The organism is Paenibacillus cymbidii (assembly GCF_004764705.1).
GTDB classification, from domain to species: domain Bacteria; phylum Bacillota; class Bacilli; order Paenibacillales; family NBRC-103111; genus Paenibacillus_AN; species Paenibacillus_AN cymbidii.
This window is the reverse complement of the sequence record NZ_SHLX01000022.1, coordinates 59,991-80,627: the sequence shown is the minus strand read 5'-3', so window position 1 is coordinate 80,627 and position 20,637 is coordinate 59,991. Positions and strand designations below refer to the sequence as shown.

Genomic DNA, 20,637 nt, shown 5'->3' with positions numbered 1-20,637 from the left:
GAAGCCGGCGCCTGCTTTCATCCTTCCCAAACGATAACATTTCGGAATCCTGGGGCGACCAATATTCGGAACCTGCGACCGCGCAACATGCCGAATAAGAATTGTGGCCGGAACGGAAGCGAAAAAGGGAACAATTCGTTGCAACCCATTGAAGTAACCAGGCGTCTGTTGTATAGTATTATGTAATAATAGTTAACATTAAAACATTGGTTTTATGTTGTTTTTGTGACGATTGTCAGAAAAAAGGAATTTCATGGCGGTGATTGTTCATTTTAATGATAGCTATCATTCCACGGTGAAGACGCGAGGTGAATGACGAATGCTGCAGTGGATCAAAACGGTGGGCACAGGTAAAAAAGGATCGCGCGATCTTACGTACGACGAAGCTGTCGCAGCGGCTCATTGCATCGCCCGCGGCGAAGCAAGCGAAGCGCAAATGGCCGCCTTCCTGATGGCCAGTCGGATGAAGGGCGAAGCGGACGACGAAATCATGGCGTTTATCGATGTGTTTCGCAAATACTCGCGGCCGCTTGCGTCGTTTTCCGATTCGCTCAATTGTGCGGGACCGTACGATGGGCGCCATTATTTTCCGGTGACGATTCCCGTCAGCCTGCTGCTTGCTTCCGTCGGGTTTCCGCAGGTGCTGCACGGAAGCGATTCGCTGCCGCCCAAGCTCGGCACATCGCTTAAGGAGCTGCTGGAAGACATGGGCGTCGATATGATGCTGGGCCCGCGGGAATGGGAGACGGTTTTTCAACAAACAAAGATTGGCTTCATCTGGTCGGAGCAGCTGTGTCCGCCGCTTGGCAGCATGCGCCGCGTGCGCGAGCAGATGGGGCTGAGGACGTTGATGAACACGGTGGAGAAGGCGCTTAATCCGCTCCATTCCGCGAATATGGTGATCGGCGTCAACCATCGAACGGCGATGCACAAGCTGATGCAAGTGCTGCCCAAAGCAGGCTTTCAGCACGCTTATATCGTGCAGGGAATCGAAGGCTCGGAAGATGTGCCGCTGAACAAGACGAGCGCCCTGCGCAAGGTGACGACGTGGGGGGACGAGTCGACGATGCTCGATCCGGAGACGTTCGGCTTCCGCAGCCGCGAGCTGCAGAAGATAGGCAAGGACGAGCAGCTGCAACTGCTGCACCGCATTATGGAAGGGGACGACAATCCGGGCATCGCCGCGGAACGGGAGCATGTCGTGTTTAACGCGGGTCTTCGGCTGTACTGGTTCGACAAAGTATCGTCCTACGAGGAAGGCTTCCAACTGGCGCGCCAGTTGCTCGGGCGCAAGGAGGCGGCAAAAACGCTGCGCAAATGGCGGGACGCCACCCGAACCGCCGCGCAGGCGAACTTGCCTCGGGCAAACGAAGCATGACCGTGCAACGCGTACAAGACGGCTGTCGACAGACGGCGTCAGCAGTGCAGAGAACCTCGCGGATCCGATCCGCGGGGTTCTTTTCCGCTTGCGGAACGCTCGTTTCCACAGATGGATTTGCCTATTGCCGTACCGCTTTGTTTTCGGTATAATGTCCACTATGTAGAAACATAAGTCTTTCCAAGATGGACGAAAGTGAGCGTGGGAGCCATCGGCACGAACGAGCGCTACTATTTGGTCCGCGAGGATATACTGCCCGAAGCGCTGCAGAAGACGATGCAGGCGAAGGAACTGCTCGCGCAAGGCGCCGTGAAGACAATTCACGACGCGGTGGACAAGGTGGGCCTCAGCCGCAGCGCCTTTTACAAGTACAAGGACGGCATTCACCCGCTCAGCAAACTGGATCGGGAACGAATTGTCACGATATCGTTCGACCTTGAACACAGATCCGGCATTTTGTCGCGCGTGCTTGCGCTTATTGCCGGCATGGAGGGCAACGTGCTGACGATTCACCAGACGATCCCGCTGCAAGGGCAGGCGAACGTGGTCGTTTCGGTCGATACATCGCTGATGAGCGACACGGTCGGCATGTTGATCGACCGGCTGAGCGGTCAGGAAGGCGTTCGGCGGGCGGCCGTCATCGGACGAGGATAATGCTTCGCCAAACATAATGGATATTAAGGAGAAAGAAGATGAAACCTATCAAAATCGGCTTGCTCGGCTTAGGAACGGTAGGAACGGGCGTGGTGCGCATCGTGCAGGGACACCAGGAGGATTTGTTCAGCCAGACCGGCTCCGGCATCGAAATCGCACGCATTCTGGTACAAAATAAAAGCAAGGAGCGCAGCATCAGCGTCGATTCGGCCAAACTGACGGAAGACTACCGCGACATCGTCGACAACCCGGATATCGATATCGTGGTCGAAGTGATGGGCGGCATCGAGCCGGCCAAAACGTACATGCTCGAAGCGCTCGCCCGCGGCAAACACGTCGTTACCGCCAACAAGGATTTAATGGCGCTGCACGGCGCGGAAATTCTCGCCAAGGCGAACGAATCCGGCTGCGATGTGCTGTACGAAGCGAGCGTTGCCGGCGGCATTCCGATCATCCGCACGCTGGTGGAAGGCTTCTCCTCCGACCGGATTACGAAAATTATGGGCATCGTCAACGGCACGACAAACTACATCCTGACCAAAATGAGCCAGGAAGGCGCCGATTACGCGGAAGTGCTGAAAGAGGCGCAGCAGCTCGGCTACGCCGAAGCCGATCCGACCTCGGACGTCGAAGGGCTCGACGCGGCGCGCAAAATGACGATCCTCGGCACGCTCGGCTTCAAAGTAAACGTGGCGCTGGACGACGTTTCGGTCAAAGGAATTTCGCAAGTATCGAAAGAAGACATCCTGTACGGCAAACAACTCGGCTATGAAGTGAAGCTGCTCGGCATCGCGGAGCGGCAGGACGATTCGATCAGCATCAGCGTGCAACCGACCATGGTGAAGAAGTCGCACCCGCTCGCGTCGGTGAACGGCGTGTTCAATGCCGTATACGTGTACGGCGAAGCGGTGGGCGAAACGATGTTTTACGGCCCGGGCGCAGGCGAGCTGCCGACGGCCACATCGGTTGTTGCCGACCTCGTTGCCGTCGTCAAGAACATCAAGCTCGGTGTCGGCGGTCGCCGCGCGTTCGTTCCTTATAAGGAGAAGAAACTGCGCACCGACGAACAAATGTCGGCCAAATATTTCATTCTGCTGCACGTGGAAGACAAGGCGGGCGTGCTGGCGCGCATCACGCAAGTGTTCGCCGAGCACGAGGTCAGCCTCGAATCGGTGCTGCAGCATCCGAACGCCGCGAACCCGAAGGCGGAAATCATTATCATCACGCACGACGCCAATCAGGCAAGCATGAAGCAAGTGCTGAAAGCATTCGAATCGCTTGACGTCATCAACGCGATCAAGAGCGTATACCGCGTCGAAGGCTAAGGCTAACCGATCACACAAATCCGGTCCCGGCCGAAGCGGGCGAGCTTCGAACGTTCGAAGCTTATCGCCGCTTCCGCCGGGATCTGCCAAGGAGCCGTTCATAATGAGATACATGGGACTTTTGCAAACGTACAAATCGTATTTGCCGGTGAACGACAACACGCCGCTCATTACGCTGCAGGAAGGCAACACGCCGCTGATCCGCGCCGAGAAGCTGTCCGAGGAGCTGGGGCTTGACCTGTACTTCAAGTACGAGGGGCTGAACCCGACCGGCTCGTTCAAAGACCGCGGCATGGTGATGGCCGTGGCCAAAGCGATGGAGGAAGGAAGCCGCACGATCATGTGCGCTTCGACCGGCAACACGTCGGCGGCGGCGGCGGCCTATGCGGCCCGCGGCAACCTGAACTGCATCGTGCTTATCCCGAACAACAACATCGCGCTTGGCAAGCTGGCCCAGGCGATCATTTATGGAGCGAAAGTAATCGCGATCGAAGGCAATTTCGACCGCGCGCTCGAAATCGTTCGCGAGATTACGGCGAAGCACCCGATTACACTTGTGAACTCCGTCAATCCGTACCGGATCGAAGGGCAGAAGACGGCGGCGTTCGAAGTGTGCGACCAGCTTGGCGAAGCGCCGGACTTCCTGGCGATTCCGGTCGGCAACGCGGGCAACATTACGGCGTACTGGAAAGGCTTCAAGGAATACCGCGCTGCGGGCAAGTCGGCCAAGCTGCCGCGCATGATCGGCTTCGAGGCGGAAGGCGCGATGGCGATCGTCAAAGGCGAACCGATTCCGAATCCGGAAACGGTGGCAACGGCGATCCGCATCGGCAACCCGGCGAGCTGGGACGGCGCGGTTAACGCGGCGAAAGAGTCGAACGGCCAGATCAATTTCGTCACGGACGAAGAAATTCTTCATGCGTACCGGACGATCGCGGCAAAAGAAGGCGTATTCGCCGAGCCGGCTTCGGCAGCGTCGATTGCAGGCGTGATGAAGCTGCGCAAGGAAGGGTATTTTGCCGGCGGGGAGAAAATCGTCTGCGTGCTGACCGGCCATGGCCTGAAGGATCCGAACATCGCGATCAAAAGCGTGGGAGCGGATCCGCTCGTCGTGCAGGATTCGGAAGCGGCGGTTATGGACGCGATCGCGCAGCTGGAGCGGCGGGCATGAACGGTCGCAGCGCAATCGTAAAAGTGCCGGCGAGCACGGCCAATCTCGGTCCCGGCTTCGACGCGCTCGGCATGGCGCTTGACCTGTACGAATGGATCGAAATCCGGCTATCGGACCGGACGCAAATCCACGTATACGGCGACGAGCTCCAAGGCGCGCCGACGGACAAATCGAACCTGATTTACGTGATGGCGCAGCATTTGTTCGAAGCGGCGGGCGTGAGCCATCCGGAGCTTGACATCTCGATGTACAGCAACATTCCGCTGACCCGCGGCCTCGGCAGCAGCGCTACAGCAATCATCGGCGCGCTGGTGGCGGCCAACGCCTTGATCGGCGAACCGTTCTCGCAAGACGCGCTGTTCCAGATGGCGACGGCGATCGAGAAGCACCCCGACAACGTCGGGGCTTCGCTGTTCGGCGGCATCGTAGTTGCATTCTGGGACGGCAAGCGGGCCGAATACCTCCGCGTGGAGCCTGCCCCCTCGCTCGACGTGCTGGTGGCGATTCCGGAGTTCCATCTGTCGACGGAGAAAGCGCGGCACGTGCTGCCGACGCAAGTGGCGATGAAGGACGCGGTGTTTAACGTCGGCCATTCTTCGCTGCTCGTCGCCGCGCTGTGCACGGGGCGTTACGACATGATCCGCCACGCGATGAAAGATGCGCTGCATCAGCCGTACCGCAGCGCGCTTGTGCCGGGCATGAGCGCGATCCTGGAGCGGGCGACCGACCACGGCGCGCTTGGCGTGGCGCTGAGCGGGGCGGGGCCGACGCTGCTCGCCCTCGTCGACGGCGCAAGCGGCGGCAAGCAGGAGCTGGAGAAGTTCATGCTCGATTCGCTGCGGGCCGAAGGGATCGGCGCGCGCACGATGTGGCTGAAGCCGGCGCTTGCCGGCGCCGAGCTCTTGACACAAGGCGACAGCAACTATACATTTATGGAAGTTGTTAAAGGAGAAGTCAGGGCATGACGCGAATCGCATTTTTGGGCCCGGTCGGCACCGTTTCGCAGGAGGCGACGCGGCATTTTTTTGCAGGCGAAACGCATGAGTTCGTGCCCTGCTACCCGATCTCGGAAGTGTTCCTTTCGACGGTCGAAGGGCGTACGGATCTCAGCGTCATCCCGATCGAAAACACGATCGACGGTTCAGTCAGCCTGCATCTGGACTGGCTTGTGCACGAGGTCGATTTGCCGATCCGGGCGGAGTGGATTTATCCGTCGGTGCAGAACCTGATCGGTTACGCCGGCACCGATCCCGCCAATCCGTATGCCGGCATCCGCCGCATCGTTTCCATTGCCGTCGCCGTGTCGCAGTGTCGCAATTTTCTCGGCGAACACTTGCCGGGCGTGCAGTTCGAATACGTGTCCAGCACCGCCGAAGGGGTGCGGCTCGTCAAGGAGCATCCGGGCGAAGGCTGGGCGGCGATCGGCACGAAGCTGGCGGCCGAGCTGTATGGGCTGGATGTGCTGGCGCACAATATTACGGATCACGACAACAACTACACCCGCTTTATTTTGGCCGGTCATTACGTGCCGCAGCTGCGGGAATCCGCCACGCCGAAAACGACGATTCTGGTGACACTCCCCGAAGATTACCCGGGCGCGCTGCACCAGGTGTTGTCCGCCTTCGCCTGGCGGCGCATCAACCTGTCGAAGATCGAGTCGCGGCCGACGAAGCTGCGGCTGGGCAGCTACTATTTTTATATCGATATCGAAGCGTCCATGGATTCGGTACTGCTGCCTGCGGCGATCGAAGAAATCCGCGCGATCGGCTGTCAGGTTCGCATATTGGGCTCATACCCGAGCTTTCACGATGTGTCCACATTAGGGCGTGTCTGAACACCCGCTCGGGGGCATCTTGCACCGCCTTTTCGCCCCCTGCGGCGTCAGTTTTGCTTGTCTTACCCCCGGTAAGCCTGCGCAAAACTTCCTTGCATGGAACGAAAATTCGGCCCAATCTGCTCCCCTCGGAGTGTGCAGACACGCCCAAACGAAAGAGGTGTAAGAAGCGTCATGGCACAGTGGATTTACTTGAACGGCGAGTACGTCAGCAAGGAAAATGCGCTCATTTCGGTGTACGACCACGGTTTTTTGTATGGGGACGGCATTTTCGAAGGCATTCGGATTTACAACGGCAACATTTTTAAAGGCAAGGAGCACCTCGACCGGCTGTACGATTCGGCCAAATCGATCATGCTGAACATTCCGCTCTCGTATGCGGAAATGCGGCAGGTGCTGATCGAAACGATCCGCAAGAACGAAATGAAGGACGGCTACATCCGGCTCGTCGTTTCGCGCGGTCCCGGCGATCTGGGGCTCGACCCGCGCCGTTCGCCGAAAGCGAACGTCATCATCATCGTCGAGAAGCTGGCCATCTACTCCGAAGAGGCTTACCGCAACGGGCTGCGCACCGTTTCCGTATCGACCCGCCGCAACGTGCCGGACGCGCTCAATCCGAAGATCAAGTCGCTCAACTACCTGAACAACATCCTGGTCAAAATCCAGGCGAACCTGGCCGACGTCGGAGAAGCGATCATGCTGAACTCGCAAGGCTACGTGGCGGAAGGTTCGTCGGACAATATCTTTATCATCAAACGCGGCGTCGTGTACACGCCTCCTTGCTACTGCGGTGCGCTCGAGGGCATTACGCGAGCGGCGATCATCGAGCTGTGCGGCCGTCTCGGCTACACGCTGAAGGAGGAGCCGTTTACGCTGCACGACGTGTACGTGGCGGACGAAGTATTCTTCACCGGCACGGCGGCGGAAGTCATTGCGGTGCGCGAAGTCGACGGCCGCACGATCGGCGAAGGCAAAGCCGGCCCGATCACGACGCATCTGCTGCAAGCATTCCGCGGCATCGTCGAAATCGACGGCATCAAGGTGTACGAATAAGCCTCTTCTCACAAATAGGCCATGAAAAATGGCTTATCTGCTTCTTTTTACGCGAAATGTGGAAAATAGCCAGTGAAAACACTGGTTATTGCAAGCAAATCGCTCCAAAATCGTACTCAACGAAGAAATAGCCAGTGAATTCACTGGCTATTTCTTCGTGGACAAGCCTTTTACCCGGAATAGGCAATAAAATATGGCCTATTCCGTAGTCTGCTACCCTTATTGCCGGAACAAGCCCGATCGCACGACCTCGCTGTAAAAATGGCGGAACTGCGGGATGTCGAGCTGTTGCGCCGCGTCGGACAACGCGACTTGCGGGTTCGGGTGCACCTCGACCATAACGCCGTCGGCGCCGGCGGCGAGCGCCGCTTTGGCGCACGGGATCAAAATATCTTTGCGGCCGGTGGAGTGGGTCACGTCGACCAGCACGGGCAAATGGCTTTCCTGCTTTAGAATCGGCACCGCAGAGATGTCGAGCGTGTTGCGCGTTGCCTTCTCATAGGTGCGGATGCCGCGTTCGATCAGCATCAGCCGCGTATTGCCGCGGGAGACGATATATTCGGCGGCATGCAGAAACTCGTCGATCGTCGCCGCGATGCCGCGTTTGAGCAGGACCGGTACCCGTGTTTCGCCTGCGGCTTTCAGCAGCTCGAAGTTTTGCATGTTGCGCGCGCCGATCTGGATGATATCGATGTATTCGCCGGCGATGTCGATGTCGGCCGGATGGACGATTTCGCTGATGACGGACAGGCCGAATTCGTCCGCCACCTGCTTCAGAATGCGCAAGCCTTCCAGTCCGAGCCCCTGGAACTCGTAAGGCGACGTCCGCGGCTTGAACGCGCCGCCGCGCAGAACCGGCACGCCGGCTTCTTTCATGGCCGCGGCTACTTCCCGCACTTGCTCGTAGCTTTCGACCGAGCAGGGACCGGCAACCATCACCGACTTGGCGCCGCCGATCACGGCGTTTTTCAGCTCGATTACCGTATCGTTCGCCTGCCGCTTGCGGCTGACGAGCAAATGTTTCTTGTGCTCCCGCTGCTGCAAATCGAGCGACGCTTTGAAAATTTGCTTGAACAGCTCGCGAATCGTCGCTTCGTCGAACGGGCCCGGATTGGCGGCGACGAGCGCGTTCAGCATCTCTGTTTCGCGGACCGGGTCGAATTTCGGCACGCCGGTGCGTTCTTTCACTTCCCCGATTTCTTTGACGATCAACGCCCGTTCGGACAACAAGGCCAGCAGCTTTTCATTCACGGAGTCCAGTTGGCCGCGGAGCTCCTTCAACGAGTGCAACGCTTCGGTTTCCATATCGATATCCGCTCCATTTCCGATAAAGTTTACATTTCCCTAAACACAAAAAAAGCTTTCCGTCCGGAAAGGGACGAAAAACCGCGGTACCACCCTAATTAGCAGCGCTTGCGGTCAACAAGACCGGTAAACGCCACTCGCTCATATCCGGTAACGGCGGATACACCGGAGCGCTCTACTGCAGCGGCGGCTCTAGAAACCGCGGCCTCGTTCAAGCGTCGACTCGGGAGCGAACTTCGGCGGCCCGTATTCCGGCACGCTTGCAGTCGCGGCGCGCCGTCCCTGGAGAATCCGGGGACCCGTCTACTTTTCTCCGTCATTGTCTTCTGACAATTATTAGTCCCCATTATAGGGGATTCGTTCGCGGCGCGCAATAACGCGCGTTGACGCAATAATCGTCTGCTGCATTAAAGCGGCAAACGACTGCGGCGGCGCCCCCGGGCAAGTGGCCATAATAATTTCCGCAAAATGAATGTCAAACGCCTACGCGCTGCATAAAATGTAGTGTCATTCTGGGCTTATGCACCACAATTGAAGGAGGTTGCCGCTTTGAAAATTCATATCGTCAAAAAAGGCGACACGCTATACGACCTGGCGAAAAAATACCATGTCGAGCTCGACGCGTTGATCGCCATGAACCCGCAGTTGGCCGACCCGAACCAACTGGACATCGGCATGAAAATCAAAATCCCGTCATCCGCTCCCGCCGTTCCCACCGCTCCGCCCAATACTTATCCGCATATGGTCAAACAAGGCGATACGCTGTGGAAGCTGTCCAAGGCGACGGGCGTTCCGCTGCAAGCGATGATCGACGCCAACCCGCAGCTGAAAAATCCGAATGTGCTCATGACCGGACAAATCATCTATATTCCGACGCAGGGCGGCACGCACCATGAGCAGGGCGGTATGCACCACGAGCAAGGCGGAAGCATGGGCGGCTGGCCTGGCATGGGGCATGGAAAAGCTAACAACGCCCCGATGCCCGTTGCGCCGGCAGCGCCGATGCCGGTCGCTCCGATGCCGATGCCGCAGGCGCCGATCGTACCAACCGCTCCGGAAGCGCCGATTGTGGCCGAAGAAGAAACTGTCGTAATGCCGCAGCCGCAGATCGTCATCGAAAAGGAAGTACCGCAAACGACAGATATCACCTTCAATTCCGAGCATTTGTTCATGCAATTCGACGTTCCTGCCGTACCGGTGCAAGCGCCGATGCCGGTCATGCCGGTGCAAGCGCCTTTCCAGCATCTCCCTGTGTGCGGCCCGATGCCGTCCGGCGTGTTCCCGTATCAAGCCGAAGAGCCGATACCGACGACGCTGCCCGCTCAGACGCTGCCTGCGCAAACATTGCCCGCCCAAACGCTGCCGGCCCAAGCCGACTGCGGCTGCGGAGGCAGCAAGGCGCTGCCGCTGCCGTATGCCATGCAGACGCCGCCACTCGCCGGCATGCCGCCGCTGATTTCGCCGTACGGCATCGGACCTGCCCATCATCACGGCCATGATTGCGGCTGCGGCTGCAAGGGCGGCAAGTTCCCTCCGGTTGCGACGCCTTACGGCATGACGGCGCAGAGCTACCCGGCCACACAAATGCCGGATCCGTTGCCGGGCGGCATGATGGGCACGATGCCGGGCGGCATGATGGGAACGATGCCGGGCAGCATGACGGGTACGATGCCGAGCAGCATGATGGGCATGATGCCGGGCGGCATGATGGGCACGATGCCGGGCAGCATGATGGGTGCAATGCCGGATGGCATGATGGGTACGATGCCAGGCAGCATGATGGGTACGATGCCAGGAAGTATGATGGGCACGATGCCGGATGGCATGATGGGTACGATGCCGGATGGCATGATGGGCACGATGCCGGGCAGCATGATGGGCACGATGCCGGATGGCATGATGGGTACGATGCCGGGCAGCATGATGGGTACGATGCCGGGCAGCATGATGGGCACGATGCCGGATGGCATGATGGGCACGATGCCGGATGGCATGATGGGCACCATGCCGACGGGGAGGCTGAGCGAAATGCCGTACGACCCGCGAACCGGCGTACCGAACGCCGATGCGGCGCAATATGTGTTCGTGCAGGAAGGCTTCCGGATGCCGGTATATCCGCAAGGCGGCATTCCGGCGAACGAATTGCACAACTACCCGGAAATCGAGCAGCGGGTGAATTGGATGTACCAGCAAGGCTACCGGCCCGAATTCGGCAGTACGGCGGGCTTCGAGCAGCAGCAACAGCAGCAGCCGACGTACTACTCGACGGTTCAATCGGCTCCGCCGTATGCGATTCCGATCGAAGCGAGCGAAGAAAAAGCATTTACCGCCGAGCTGAAGCAGCCGGCCCATGCCCAGCCGTCCGGCAAAACCCGCGGCCAGAAGACGTCCGGCTCCGAGTCGCTTCAGTCGTTTCTGAACAAGCAGAGCAAGCAGCGCCCGCGCCGGGAACCGGCCCGGTCCAGCTCGCCCTGGATCAACGGCTGATGCCTTCAAACTCGCTTCCCGCGTATAATCCGACTCTTCTCAGGAAAAGCTAGAAAAAAATTGAGAAGAAGGGATTCGTGTGAGCTACTCGAACCTGCTCAAACAATTGAAAAAAAAACTGCGGCTTAAAAAAAGATGGCTGACCCTCGGCACGATTCTGTTTCTGGCGGGGGCCGCCGCCTTGACGGCGAACGGCATCGCGCGAAGCGCCGATGCCGGCCATGCCGCCGGCATCCGGAACGCGGTCGGCGGCGAAGTGCGCGCGGCCATGGCGCAGCTGCAAATGTTGCCGCAGCAGCAAGATCAGCTCTACAGCAGCGAAGGCAAAAAACAAGCGCTGGAGCGTATTGCGGCGAGCGGCGACAGCTGGAGCGTGATGCTGCGGCTGCGGTTCGTGTGCGGCGAAGAAACGCAGTCGCTCGGCAGCATGAAAGCCGGGGACGTCATCCGGTATCACGAGGAGTACCCGACGTACGACGTGGCGATCGATGCCGGCAACAAGGTCGTATTCTCCTCCGTAATCGAGGATTTGTCGCCGCACTGCAAGGAACATGCCTATTTCGGCATTGACAGGAACGGCAACTTGTCGCTGTTTGACGGTGTGCCTGCGGGCGAACAAATCATCCGCACCTTTTTTCAATTGAACGTGCAGCAACTCAAGAGCAGCCTGCCGCGCGACATGTGGAACCAGTTGTACGAAGGCATCCGCATCACCGATTTGGCCGAATACAACAGCGTGCTGTCGACGTTCAGCGACTTTGCGCTCAGCGACATGAACGCCGGCGCTCCTCCCGTGTAGCGCATCCTCCCGGTACCGCCGCGGACGTATACGTCCCGGCGGTTTTTCCGTTTGCGGCCGGCAAATTGTGCTATGATAAATGGAATAAAGGCGGCCGCGGCCGCCGGACGGGAAGGACAAGCGGGCGATGAAGCGCTGGCTGCAGACGAAACCGTGGAACAACCGGCTTGCCGTGCTGAAAATCAAACACAAAATGTTCCTGCTCATCTCGCTGGTGATGGGCGTCTGCTTTCTGATCGCTTACGGCATGCTGCAATATGCTTATTCCATTTACGACGGGCAGCTGTACAGCAAATCGTCGCAATTGCTGACGTTGTCGGCCAGCGGGATCGAAAACGAGCTGAGCAAAGTCGAACGGCTGTCGTTTACGATCGCCACCGATTCGCAGCTGCAATCGTTGCTGCAATCGCTTAACGAGGACACGCCGGAATTCGAGCGCTACCGGATTCGGGCGCTTCTGGCGGACAAGCTGGTGCAATACACCGGGTACGAAAAATATTTGTCCTCCGTTGAAATCATCGACCCGCTCGATGTGCCGACTCGCGCCGGACAAACGGGTCAGACACCGGCGGAGCGGGTGCGCGAGCTGCAGGACGAGGCGCGCCAGGGGGCGGGTGCGATGCGCTGGATTTATCCGGCGGGCGGAGACCAGTATTTGGTGGCGACGCGGCTGATCCGTTCGTACGAAAACATTTCGCTCGCCGAAATCGGCACGCTCGTCATTCGGGTCAAGCTCAAGGAAATCGTCGACGACGTCGCCGCCGGCACGGAGCTGAACAAGGGCGAGCTGCAAATCTACTCCGGCGCGCGGCTGCTGTATCCGCCGGCCGACGGGACCAGTCCCGCGATCGTGGAGCGGCTGCCGAAGCCCGGCTATTTGATCAAACGGATGAACGGCACCACCTACTTTTTCACTCAAATTCAATCCGGCGAAATGAACTGGACCTATTACAGCCTGATTCCGTTCGGCCATATATTCGAACAAATTACGCTGATGAAGCGGCTGCTGCTGTTCGGCTTTTTTGGCAGCCTGCTTATCGTAATGGCGATCGCCTTCCGGTTTGCGCGCGGCATTACCAAACCGATCGAGGAGTTGATCGCCCGAATGAAGCTGGTCAAAAACGGCGATTTCCGCGAAGCGCAGCTCGGGGCTGCCGATTCGTGGCCGATGCCGATGGACGAAGTGGGTCAACTGCAGCGCACGTTCCGGATGATGGTCGCCCAAATCGACGAACTGATTACGGAAAATTACGCCAAGCAGCTGACGATCAAGGAAACGCAATTTCGCGCGCTGCAGGCGCAGATCAACCCGCACTTTTTGTACAATACGCTGGAATCGATCAACTGGCTGGCCAAAGTGAAGGGCGAGAAGCAAATTTCGCGGATGGTCGAGTCGCTCGGCTTCCTGCTGCGCAGCTCGATCAGTTTGAAGCGGGAGCTGATTACGGTCGAGGAAGAGCTGGAAATTGTGGCGCATTATTTGACGATTCAGAAGTACCGGTTCGAGGAGCGGCTGGCGTTCGAGGTGGACGTACCAGAGTGTGCGCGAAGCTGCCTGCTGCCGAAGTTTACGCTCCAGCCGCTGCTGGAGAATGCGCTTCATTATGCGGTGGAGCCGTCGATCGACCCGGTGGCGATCCGGATTTATGCGGAGGAGCGGGAAGGCAAGCTGGCGCTGACCGTATCGGACCGCGGTCCGGGCATGGACCCGGAGCAGCTTGCGCTAGTGCGAAGCGGCGAAGCGCGCACCCGCGGCAGCGGCATCGGCTTGCGCAACATCGCCGAGCGCATCCAGCTGGCGTTCGGCGAAGCGTATGGGCTGCAGATCGACAGCGAACGCCACGTCGGCACGACGGTTTCGCTTATCATTCCGAAGGAAGCGGGGGACAAGCATGTATAAGGTGCTGCTGGTGGACGACGAACGAACGATTCTCGAAGGCATTGCCCAGGTGGTCGACTGGCGTTCGGCGGGGACGGAGCTGGCCGGCACGGCCCGCAACGGGCTCGAAGCGTGGGACCGGATCGTCGCGGATCCCCCCGACATCGTCATCAGCGACATTCGCATGCCCGGCATGGACGGCATCCAACTGGCGGCCAAAGTGGCGGAACATTACCCGCAAACGCGGTTCATTCTGCTATCCGGCTACGGCGAGTTCGCTTACGCCCAGTCGGCGATGCAGTACGGCGTCAAGCACTATTTGCTCAAGCCGTGCAACGAAGCGGCGATCGCGGAGGCGCTCAAGGAGGCGGCCGCCGAATTGGACCAGTCGCTAGAAAACGAACGATTCGTCGCGGGCATGAAGGAGAGGCTGCAGAAGATGCTGCCGCATGTCAAGGAGCAGTTCCTGAAGGAATTCGTCACGAACAAAACGTACGGCAGCCGCGATTGGGACTATTACCGCCAGTTGTTCGGCCTCGAGCACGGCGACTGGACGGTTCGGCTGCTGCTGTTCGAGCTGGAAGGCGCGTTCGAGTTCGAGCATTTGTTCGCCGTCAAAAATATCGCCGAAGACATCCTCGGCCATACGCTGCTCAGTTCGACGGTTGGCGACCGCGTGCTGGTCGTCGTGCCCGATACGCTGCCGCTGCAGCAGCTGCACGAACGAATCGCCGGCATACGCGAAACGTTTGTCCGCTATTACAAGATCGACGTCACCGCCGCGCTCAGCGAAGCGGGGCCGTTTACGAACGCGCGGCTGCTCTACAACGAAACGCTGGCTATTTTGCCCTACCGGTATTATTTGGGCGAAGGTTCGTTGATTACCAAACGCGACGTGGAACTGAGCGAAACGGTCGTCACGGAAATCGCTCCGGACGACGGCCATCTGCTGCAATACATCCGAACCGGACGCTGGTCGGAAGCCGACGCCGAAATCGAGCAATTGTTCCATCAACTGAGCGACGCGCGGCTCGGCATTCCGGTGGCCAAATCGTTCGTGGCGCAATGGTTTATGGCGATGATTCGGCTCGGCCCGGCGGAAGCGATGAACCGCCAGATGGATCGGTTCGTGGCGCTGATGCAGGCGGCGACGCTGTCCGCGGTGCAGGCGCTGTTCCGCGAAACGGCGCAGGAGTTGACGAAGCTGCAGTACGAGTCGAACGTCACGAAGCATTCGGCCATCACCGGCAAGGTGCTCGCGATCATTGACAGCCATCTTGCGGATCCGGAGTTGTCGCTCGGCGGCGTAGCGAATCAGATGCTGTACATGAACTCGGACTATTTGGGCAAGCTGTTCAAGAAGGAAACGGGTGAAAAATTTTCAAACTACGTGATGAAAGTGCGGATCGCCAAAGCGAAGGAAGCGCTGGAGCAGGGCGGCGACATCAAAATTTTTGAACTGGCGGAAGCGCTCGGCTTCGGCGACAACCCGCAATATTTCAGCCAGGTGTTCAAGAAGCATGTCGGCTGCACGCCTTCGGAATACGGCAGAGGAGGGCAACAGTCTGTTTTTTGAACAATGAACACGGTTTTTTGCCTGTTTTTCCTGACCCGGGAAGCTGATAATAAAGACATGAAAGCCTTATCAACCGTCAGGGGAGGAAATTCGCATGAAAAAAACCGTCACGACGCTCGTCGCCCTGTCCATGCTGGTTACGGCGATCGGCTGCGGCAGCAAAGACAATAATAACGCCGCATCTCCTTCGGCAAGCTCTGGCGCAACGGCATCCGCTTCCGCAACGCCGAACAACCAGCCTGTCAAATTGCGCATCGCCTGGTGGGGCGGCCAAGCCCGTCACGATTACACGCTGAAAGTGATTGACCTGTACAAACAGAAGCATCCGAACGTCACGATCGAAGCCGAATACGCCGCGTTCGACGATTACTGGAAGAAGCTGGCGCCACAGGCGGCGGCAAGCGATTTGCCGGACATCATCCAGATGGACGTCACGTATTTGAGCCAATACGCCGGCAAAGGTCAACTCGAAGATTTGCAGCCGTATGTGAAGGCGAACAAAATCAACTTGGCCGACGTCAGCCAAAATGTCGTGGGCAGCGGCATGTACGGCGGCAAGCTGGCGATGGTATCGCTCGGCACGAACGCGCTCGGCGCCACCGTCGATCCGGCCGCGCTGCAGAAGGCGGGCGCTTCGATGCCGGCCAAAACGTGGACTTGGGACGACATGGGCGCGCTTGGCGCGCAATTGAAAACGAGCGGCAAGCTGCTGTTCGACACGATGCGGTACGACGTGTTCTTCCCGTACTACCTGCGCACTACCGGCAATACGCTGTACAGCGCCGACGGCACGCAGCTCGGCTACGCGGACGACAAGCCGTTCATCGACTACTACAAACAGTTCCAGAAGTGGTATGACGCCGGCTACATGCTGACGCTCGACAAGCTGGGCCAGAAAAAAGGATTGCCGGAAGACGACGAAATGGTGCTCGGCAACGCCTTCGCTTCCGTCGCCTGGTCGAACCAGTTCGTCGGTTTCTCCGCGGCGGCCAAGCGCGATCTCGAGCTGCAGCCGATTCCGGGTCCGAACGGCAATAAAGGCTTGTTCATGAAGCCGAGCATGGGCTTCTCGATTACGAACAACTCGAAGGTCAAGGAAGAAGCGGCGAAATTCATCGACTTCTGGATCAACGATATTGACGCCAACAAGCTGATCAAAGGCGAGCGCGGCGTGCCGATTTCGGCGAAAGTGAAGGACGCGCTGAAGCCGCTGCTGACGCCGGCCGAAACGAAAGTGTTCGAATATGTCGCGTGGGCCGAGCAGAACAGCAGCCCGATGGATCCGCCGAGCCCGGTCGGCTCCGTCGAAGTGGAGAAGCTGCTCAAAGACCTCAGCGAACAAATCCTGTACAAGAAGACGTCGGTCGAAGACGCCGCGGCCAAATTCCGCAAGGAAGCGAACGCGATTCTGGCCAAAAACAAAAAATAAGCTTCGCGCTTGGGTATGCTCCGGAAAACGCCCCGTCAGGGTGCTTTCCGGAGTTTTTTGTCGTTATTCCGCGAACGCGCGGCAACAAACGCATCGGATTTTTGAACAAAACGGACGGTTTTTCCCCTCACGGTCGTTTGATGAAACTTTTTATAATGAAGACAATAATCAGGAGCGGGGTCGCGTGCTGCCTGCCGCCCGCATAGGAGTTGACAAACGCCATGAATAAATGGAGAGACAACCCGCATTTGGTCGGTTACGTATTCGCTGCGCCGTTCATCGTCGGGTTCCTCGTGTTTACGCTGTACCCGATGCTGTCGTCGCTGTATTATTCGTTCACCGACTACAATTTGCTTGAGGCGCCGCACTGGGTCGGTTTCGACAACTACAACAAAATTTTGACCGACGACGACAAGATCGGCAAGTCGCTGCGCGTGACGTTTACATACGTCATCGGCAGCGTGCCGCTGCGACTGGCTTTTGCCCTGCTTGTGGCGATGCTGCTGAACGTCGGCACCCGCGCCGTCGGCCTTTACCGCTCCGCTTACTACTTGCCTTCGCTGATCGGCGGCAGCGTCGCCGTTTCGATCATGTGGACGCAAATTTTCGGCGACAAAGGGCTGCTGAACTCGGTGCTGAACGCGATCGGCATTCATACAGACACTTCGTGGATCGGCAACCCGTCGACGGCGTTATGGACGCTTGTGCTGCTGTCGGCCTGGCAGTTCGGATCGTCGATGCTGATTTTCCTCGCCGGCCTGAAGAACATTCCGATATCGCTTTACGAAGCCGCCAATGTGGACGGCGCAGGCCCGGCGACCCGCTTTTTCAAAATTACGCTGCCGATGCTGAGCCCGATCATTCTGTTCAACACGATCATGCAGACGATTTCCGCATTCATGACGTTTACGCCGGCTTACATCATTTCCCGCGGCGAAGGCGGCCCGCTCGACCAGACGCTGCTCTACTCGCTGTACTTGTACCGCCGCGCGTTCTCTTTTTTCGAGATGGGGTACGCCTCCGCGATGGCGTGGGTCATGCTGATTATCATCGGCGTCATCACGCTGGCGATTTTCAAATCGGCATCCTTGTGGGTGCACTACGAGTCGAAGGGGGAATGACGGATGCAAATCGCGATGCGCGGCTGGAAAGTTTATGTCTACCATCTGCTGGTCGGCGGACTGGCGTTTCTGATGCTGTATCCGATCATTTGGCTGGCCGTCAGTTCGCTCAAGCCGAACGACGAAATTTTCAGCACCGCCTACAGCCTCATTCCGAGCAAGCTTGAGTTCGGCAACTATGCGAGCGGCTGGAAGGGTTTTGCCGGCAATACGTTTACGACGTTTTTCAAAAATTCGTTCATCATCGTCATCGGCGCCACAATCGGCGCGGTTGCCTCTTCGGCACTCGTGGCTTACGCACTGGCGCGCGTGCCGTTTGCAGGCCGAGGCTTCTGGTTTGGCTGCGTCATGCTGACGATGATGCTGCCGCAGGACGTGACGGTCATTTCGCAGTACGTCATCTTCTCCAAGCTGCACTGGTTGTCGTCGTACAAGCCGCTCATCGTGCCGAGTTTCTTCGGCGTCCCGTTCTTTATTTTCCTGATGATGCAGTTCATCCGTACGCTTCCGGCGGATCTTGACGAAGCGGCCAAGATGGACGGCTGCACGAAGTACGGCATTTTCTTCCGCATCGTGCTGCCGCTGATCGTGCCGGCGCTCGTGACGTCGACGATCTTTTCGTTCTACTGGACGTGGGACGATTTCCTGCATCCGCTGCTTTATATGAACAAACCGTCGCTGTATCCGGTGTCGCTGGCGCTGAAGCTGTTCCTTGACGGCGATTCGCTGAACAACTGGGGCGGCATGTTCGCCATGACGACGCTGTCGCTGGTGCCGATCGTACTCGTATTTTTCCTGTTTCAAAAATATATCGTCGAAGGGATCAGCACCAGCGGTCTGAAGGGTTGATCCAGTGGGAGGAGAAGCGGAAATGCCACAATTGCTGTTTGACGAACATGCTGTGCGGGACGCGATCGACCGGGTCGTGCGCCGCACGTTCCAAATGGATTTCAACTGGGACTGGCCGGGCGGCGTCGCCTTCTACGGCGTAACGGAAGCGTACGAGGCGACCGGTAAAATCGAATACACCCAGCAGCTGCAAGCGTGGGTCGACGAGCAGATCGAAGACGGGCTGCCGCGGCTGACGATCAACGCCGTATCGATCGGGCATAGCTTGCTGACGTTGTATAAGGTGAACGGCGAGAAGCGGTATTTGCAGTTGGCCGAAGAAATGGCCGATTTTCTCGCCAACGACGCGGAGCGGTTCGCGGACGGCATTTTCCAGCATACGGTCAATTCCGCGGCGTACAACTTCCCGCAGCAGGCGTGGGTCGACACGATGTTTATGGCCGGCTACTTCCTTGTCCGCATCGGCGCGCTGACCGGGCGCGACGACTACATGGAGGATGGGCTCAAGCAGTACCACGGGCACGAAAATTTTCTCCAGGACCCGGTGACGAACCTGTACTACCACGGCTGGGACCATCTCGCGCAAAATCACATGTCCGGCATTTATTGGGCCCGCGGCAACTCATGGGCGGCGATTACGATGGCGAGGGCGCTCGAACTGGTGCCGGTGACGCATCCTTCGTTCATGATTATCGACGGTTCGCTGCGCGACCAACTCAGCGCGCTTGTGCGTCTGCAAGACGAAAGCGGCCTGTGGCATACGATTGTGAACGATCCGTCGTCGTATCTGGAGACTTCGGGCTCAACGGGCATCGCCGCGGCGCTGCTCGGCATCGGCAAGATGTACAACAAATACGTCAACAAGTCGGTGACGGGTATTCTGTCGCGCATCGGCGCCGACGGTTCGGTGCAAGGCGTGTCCGCCGGCACCGCGGTGATGAAGGACGCGGAAGGATACCGCGGCGTTCCGCATAAGCGCGTGCAAGGCTGGGGGCAGGGGCTCGCGCTGGTGTTCCTGTCATCGCTGCTGAATCGGCGCGAGTGGTAAGGTGCTATATAAGGATGGAGGCGGCCCGGAGGGGTTTGCCTCTTTTTTACCTAAACGCTGCTGGCTGCGCTAGGAAAGCACCGTTTCACGCTCAGGCCGCTGCCCGGAAGGGTTGCTCCTCCGATCGCTTCTTGTTTTCGGATGCCGGGAATCCACGAGGCCAAGGGAACCATCCGAAAACAAAGGCGACCGCTAGCGCTTCTCCGAAGCAACCCTTCCGCTCCGCTTTTTGCGTGAAATTGCTATCCTGCGAGCCGCTCTTGCAGCCGCGGCACAATTGCCGGGCCGGGTAGCCAGAATAGCCAATGAAGAATGGCTTATTTTCCCTTTTTCGGGTGCCTCGTCGGAAATAGCCAGTAAAAACACTGGCTATCTCAACCCTTACGCCCCTAAATCGACCTTTCAGCCGAAATAGCCAGTGATTTCACTGGTTATTTTGAAGGAACTGCCCGTTTTTGGCGAAATAAGCAATAAAACATGGCCTATTTTTCAGGAAGCTTCGTCGGAGCGGCACGAAAAGCGGATTTGTTAGTTGGCGGAGGGGGGAATGCCGCTTTTTGGGCAACGGATCTGCTTTTGCGACGGTTAAAACAGGGGCGAGGGGGCGGGAGCGGAGAGCAGGGGGTGGTATGGAGAAGCGGCAGCGTTCGCCTTTGTTTTCCGGATTCCCCCTTGGATTAATCGTTCGAAGAATCCGGAAAACAAGAAGCGATCGGAATACCACCCCCC

General features: G+C 58.3%; 16 protein-coding genes. 15 read left to right on the top strand and 1 reads right to left on the bottom strand.

Going from position 1 to position 20,637, the window contains the following annotated elements; translation table 11 throughout:
• Nucleotides 1–319 precede the first annotated feature (319 nt).
• From EXY20_RS25990 to ilvE, 7 genes are all read left to right on the top strand, one after another.
• Nucleotides 320–1,378: an anthranilate phosphoribosyltransferase gene (locus EXY20_RS25990; RefSeq protein ID WP_135555048.1), complete on the top strand. Its 1,059-nt coding sequence runs from the start codon at nt 320–322 to the stop codon at nt 1,376–1,378.
• A 195-nt stretch (nt 1,379–1,573) separates the two neighbouring features.
• Nucleotides 1,574–2,032, top strand: coding sequence for an ACT domain-containing protein (locus EXY20_RS25985; protein WP_135555047.1), 459 nt, complete (start codon nt 1,574–1,576; stop codon nt 2,030–2,032).
• A gap of 38 nt (nt 2,033–2,070) precedes the next feature.
• Nucleotides 2,071–3,357 carry a homoserine dehydrogenase gene (locus tag EXY20_RS25980; protein ID WP_135555046.1) on the top strand — a complete coding sequence of 429 codons (1,287 nt, stop codon included), beginning with the start codon at nt 2,071–2,073 and terminating at the stop codon, nt 3,355–3,357.
• Nucleotides 3,358–3,460: 103 nt separating this feature from the next.
• A complete protein-coding gene (thrC, locus tag EXY20_RS25975; protein ID WP_135555045.1) occupies nt 3,461–4,528 on the top strand; it encodes a threonine synthase in 1,068 nt (355 codons plus the stop codon).
• Nucleotides 4,525–5,493, top strand: a complete 969-nt coding sequence (gene thrB / locus EXY20_RS25970) for a homoserine kinase (RefSeq protein ID WP_135555044.1) — start codon at nt 4,525–4,527, stop codon at nt 5,491–5,493. The genes thrC and thrB overlap by 4 nt, the downstream gene beginning before the upstream one ends.
• The gene (gene pheA / locus EXY20_RS25965) at nt 5,490–6,362 is read left to right on the top strand and encodes a prephenate dehydratase (protein WP_135555043.1); all 873 of its coding nucleotides are present in this window, start codon (nt 5,490–5,492) and stop codon (nt 6,360–6,362) included. Before thrB ends, pheA begins: the two co-directional genes overlap by 4 nt.
• Before the next feature lie 174 nt (nt 6,363–6,536).
• Entirely contained in the window at nt 6,537–7,415 is an 879-nt protein-coding gene (gene ilvE, locus EXY20_RS25960) for a branched-chain-amino-acid transaminase (protein ID WP_135555042.1), read from the top strand.
• A 219-nt stretch (nt 7,416–7,634) separates the two neighbouring features.
• Here the strand turns inward: ilvE and EXY20_RS25955 are convergent, their stop codons facing one another.
• Nucleotides 7,635–8,720 carry a bifunctional 3-deoxy-7-phosphoheptulonate synthase/chorismate mutase gene (locus tag EXY20_RS25955; protein WP_135555041.1) on the bottom strand — a complete coding sequence of 362 codons (1,086 nt, stop codon included), beginning with the start codon at nt 8,718–8,720 and terminating at the stop codon, nt 7,635–7,637.
• 549 nt (nt 8,721–9,269) lie between these two features.
• Between EXY20_RS25955 and EXY20_RS25950 the strand changes: the two genes are divergently transcribed.
• The 8 genes from EXY20_RS25950 (at nt 9,270) to EXY20_RS25915 (ending at nt 19,908) form a co-directional block, all read left to right on the top strand.
• Nucleotides 9,270–11,207 carry a LysM peptidoglycan-binding domain-containing protein gene (locus EXY20_RS25950; protein WP_167859531.1) on the top strand — a complete coding sequence of 646 codons (1,938 nt, stop codon included), beginning with the start codon at nt 9,270–9,272 and terminating at the stop codon, nt 11,205–11,207.
• 79 nt (nt 11,208–11,286) lie between these two features.
• On the top strand, nt 11,287–12,006 hold the full coding sequence (locus tag EXY20_RS25945; protein ID WP_235886201.1) for a BofC C-terminal domain-containing protein: 720 nt from the start codon (nt 11,287–11,289) through the stop codon (nt 12,004–12,006).
• Between the two features lie 127 nt (nt 12,007–12,133).
• Nucleotides 12,134–13,906 (top strand): sensor histidine kinase, encoded by a 1,773-nt coding sequence (locus EXY20_RS40485; protein WP_135555039.1) that lies wholly within the window; start codon nt 12,134–12,136, stop codon nt 13,904–13,906.
• On the top strand, nt 13,899–15,461 hold the full coding sequence (locus tag EXY20_RS25935; protein WP_135555038.1) for a response regulator transcription factor: 1,563 nt from the start codon (nt 13,899–13,901) through the stop codon (nt 15,459–15,461). The genes EXY20_RS40485 and EXY20_RS25935 overlap by 8 nt, the downstream gene beginning before the upstream one ends.
• A gap of 94 nt (nt 15,462–15,555) precedes the next feature.
• Nucleotides 15,556–16,890, top strand: a complete 1,335-nt coding sequence (locus tag EXY20_RS25930; protein ID WP_135555037.1) for an ABC transporter substrate-binding protein — start codon at nt 15,556–15,558, stop codon at nt 16,888–16,890.
• A 221-nt stretch (nt 16,891–17,111) separates the two neighbouring features.
• Nucleotides 17,112–18,011, top strand: coding sequence for a carbohydrate ABC transporter permease (locus EXY20_RS25925; RefSeq protein ID WP_135555036.1), 900 nt, complete (start codon nt 17,112–17,114; stop codon nt 18,009–18,011).
• Between the two features lie 3 nt (nt 18,012–18,014).
• Entirely contained in the window at nt 18,015–18,860 is an 846-nt protein-coding gene (locus tag EXY20_RS25920) for a carbohydrate ABC transporter permease (RefSeq protein ID WP_135555035.1), read from the top strand.
• Between the two features lie 22 nt (nt 18,861–18,882).
• Nucleotides 18,883–19,908: a glycoside hydrolase family 88/105 protein gene (locus tag EXY20_RS25915; protein WP_135555034.1), complete on the top strand. Its 1,026-nt coding sequence runs from the start codon at nt 18,883–18,885 to the stop codon at nt 19,906–19,908.
• Nucleotides 19,909–20,637: the final 729 nt, after the last annotated feature.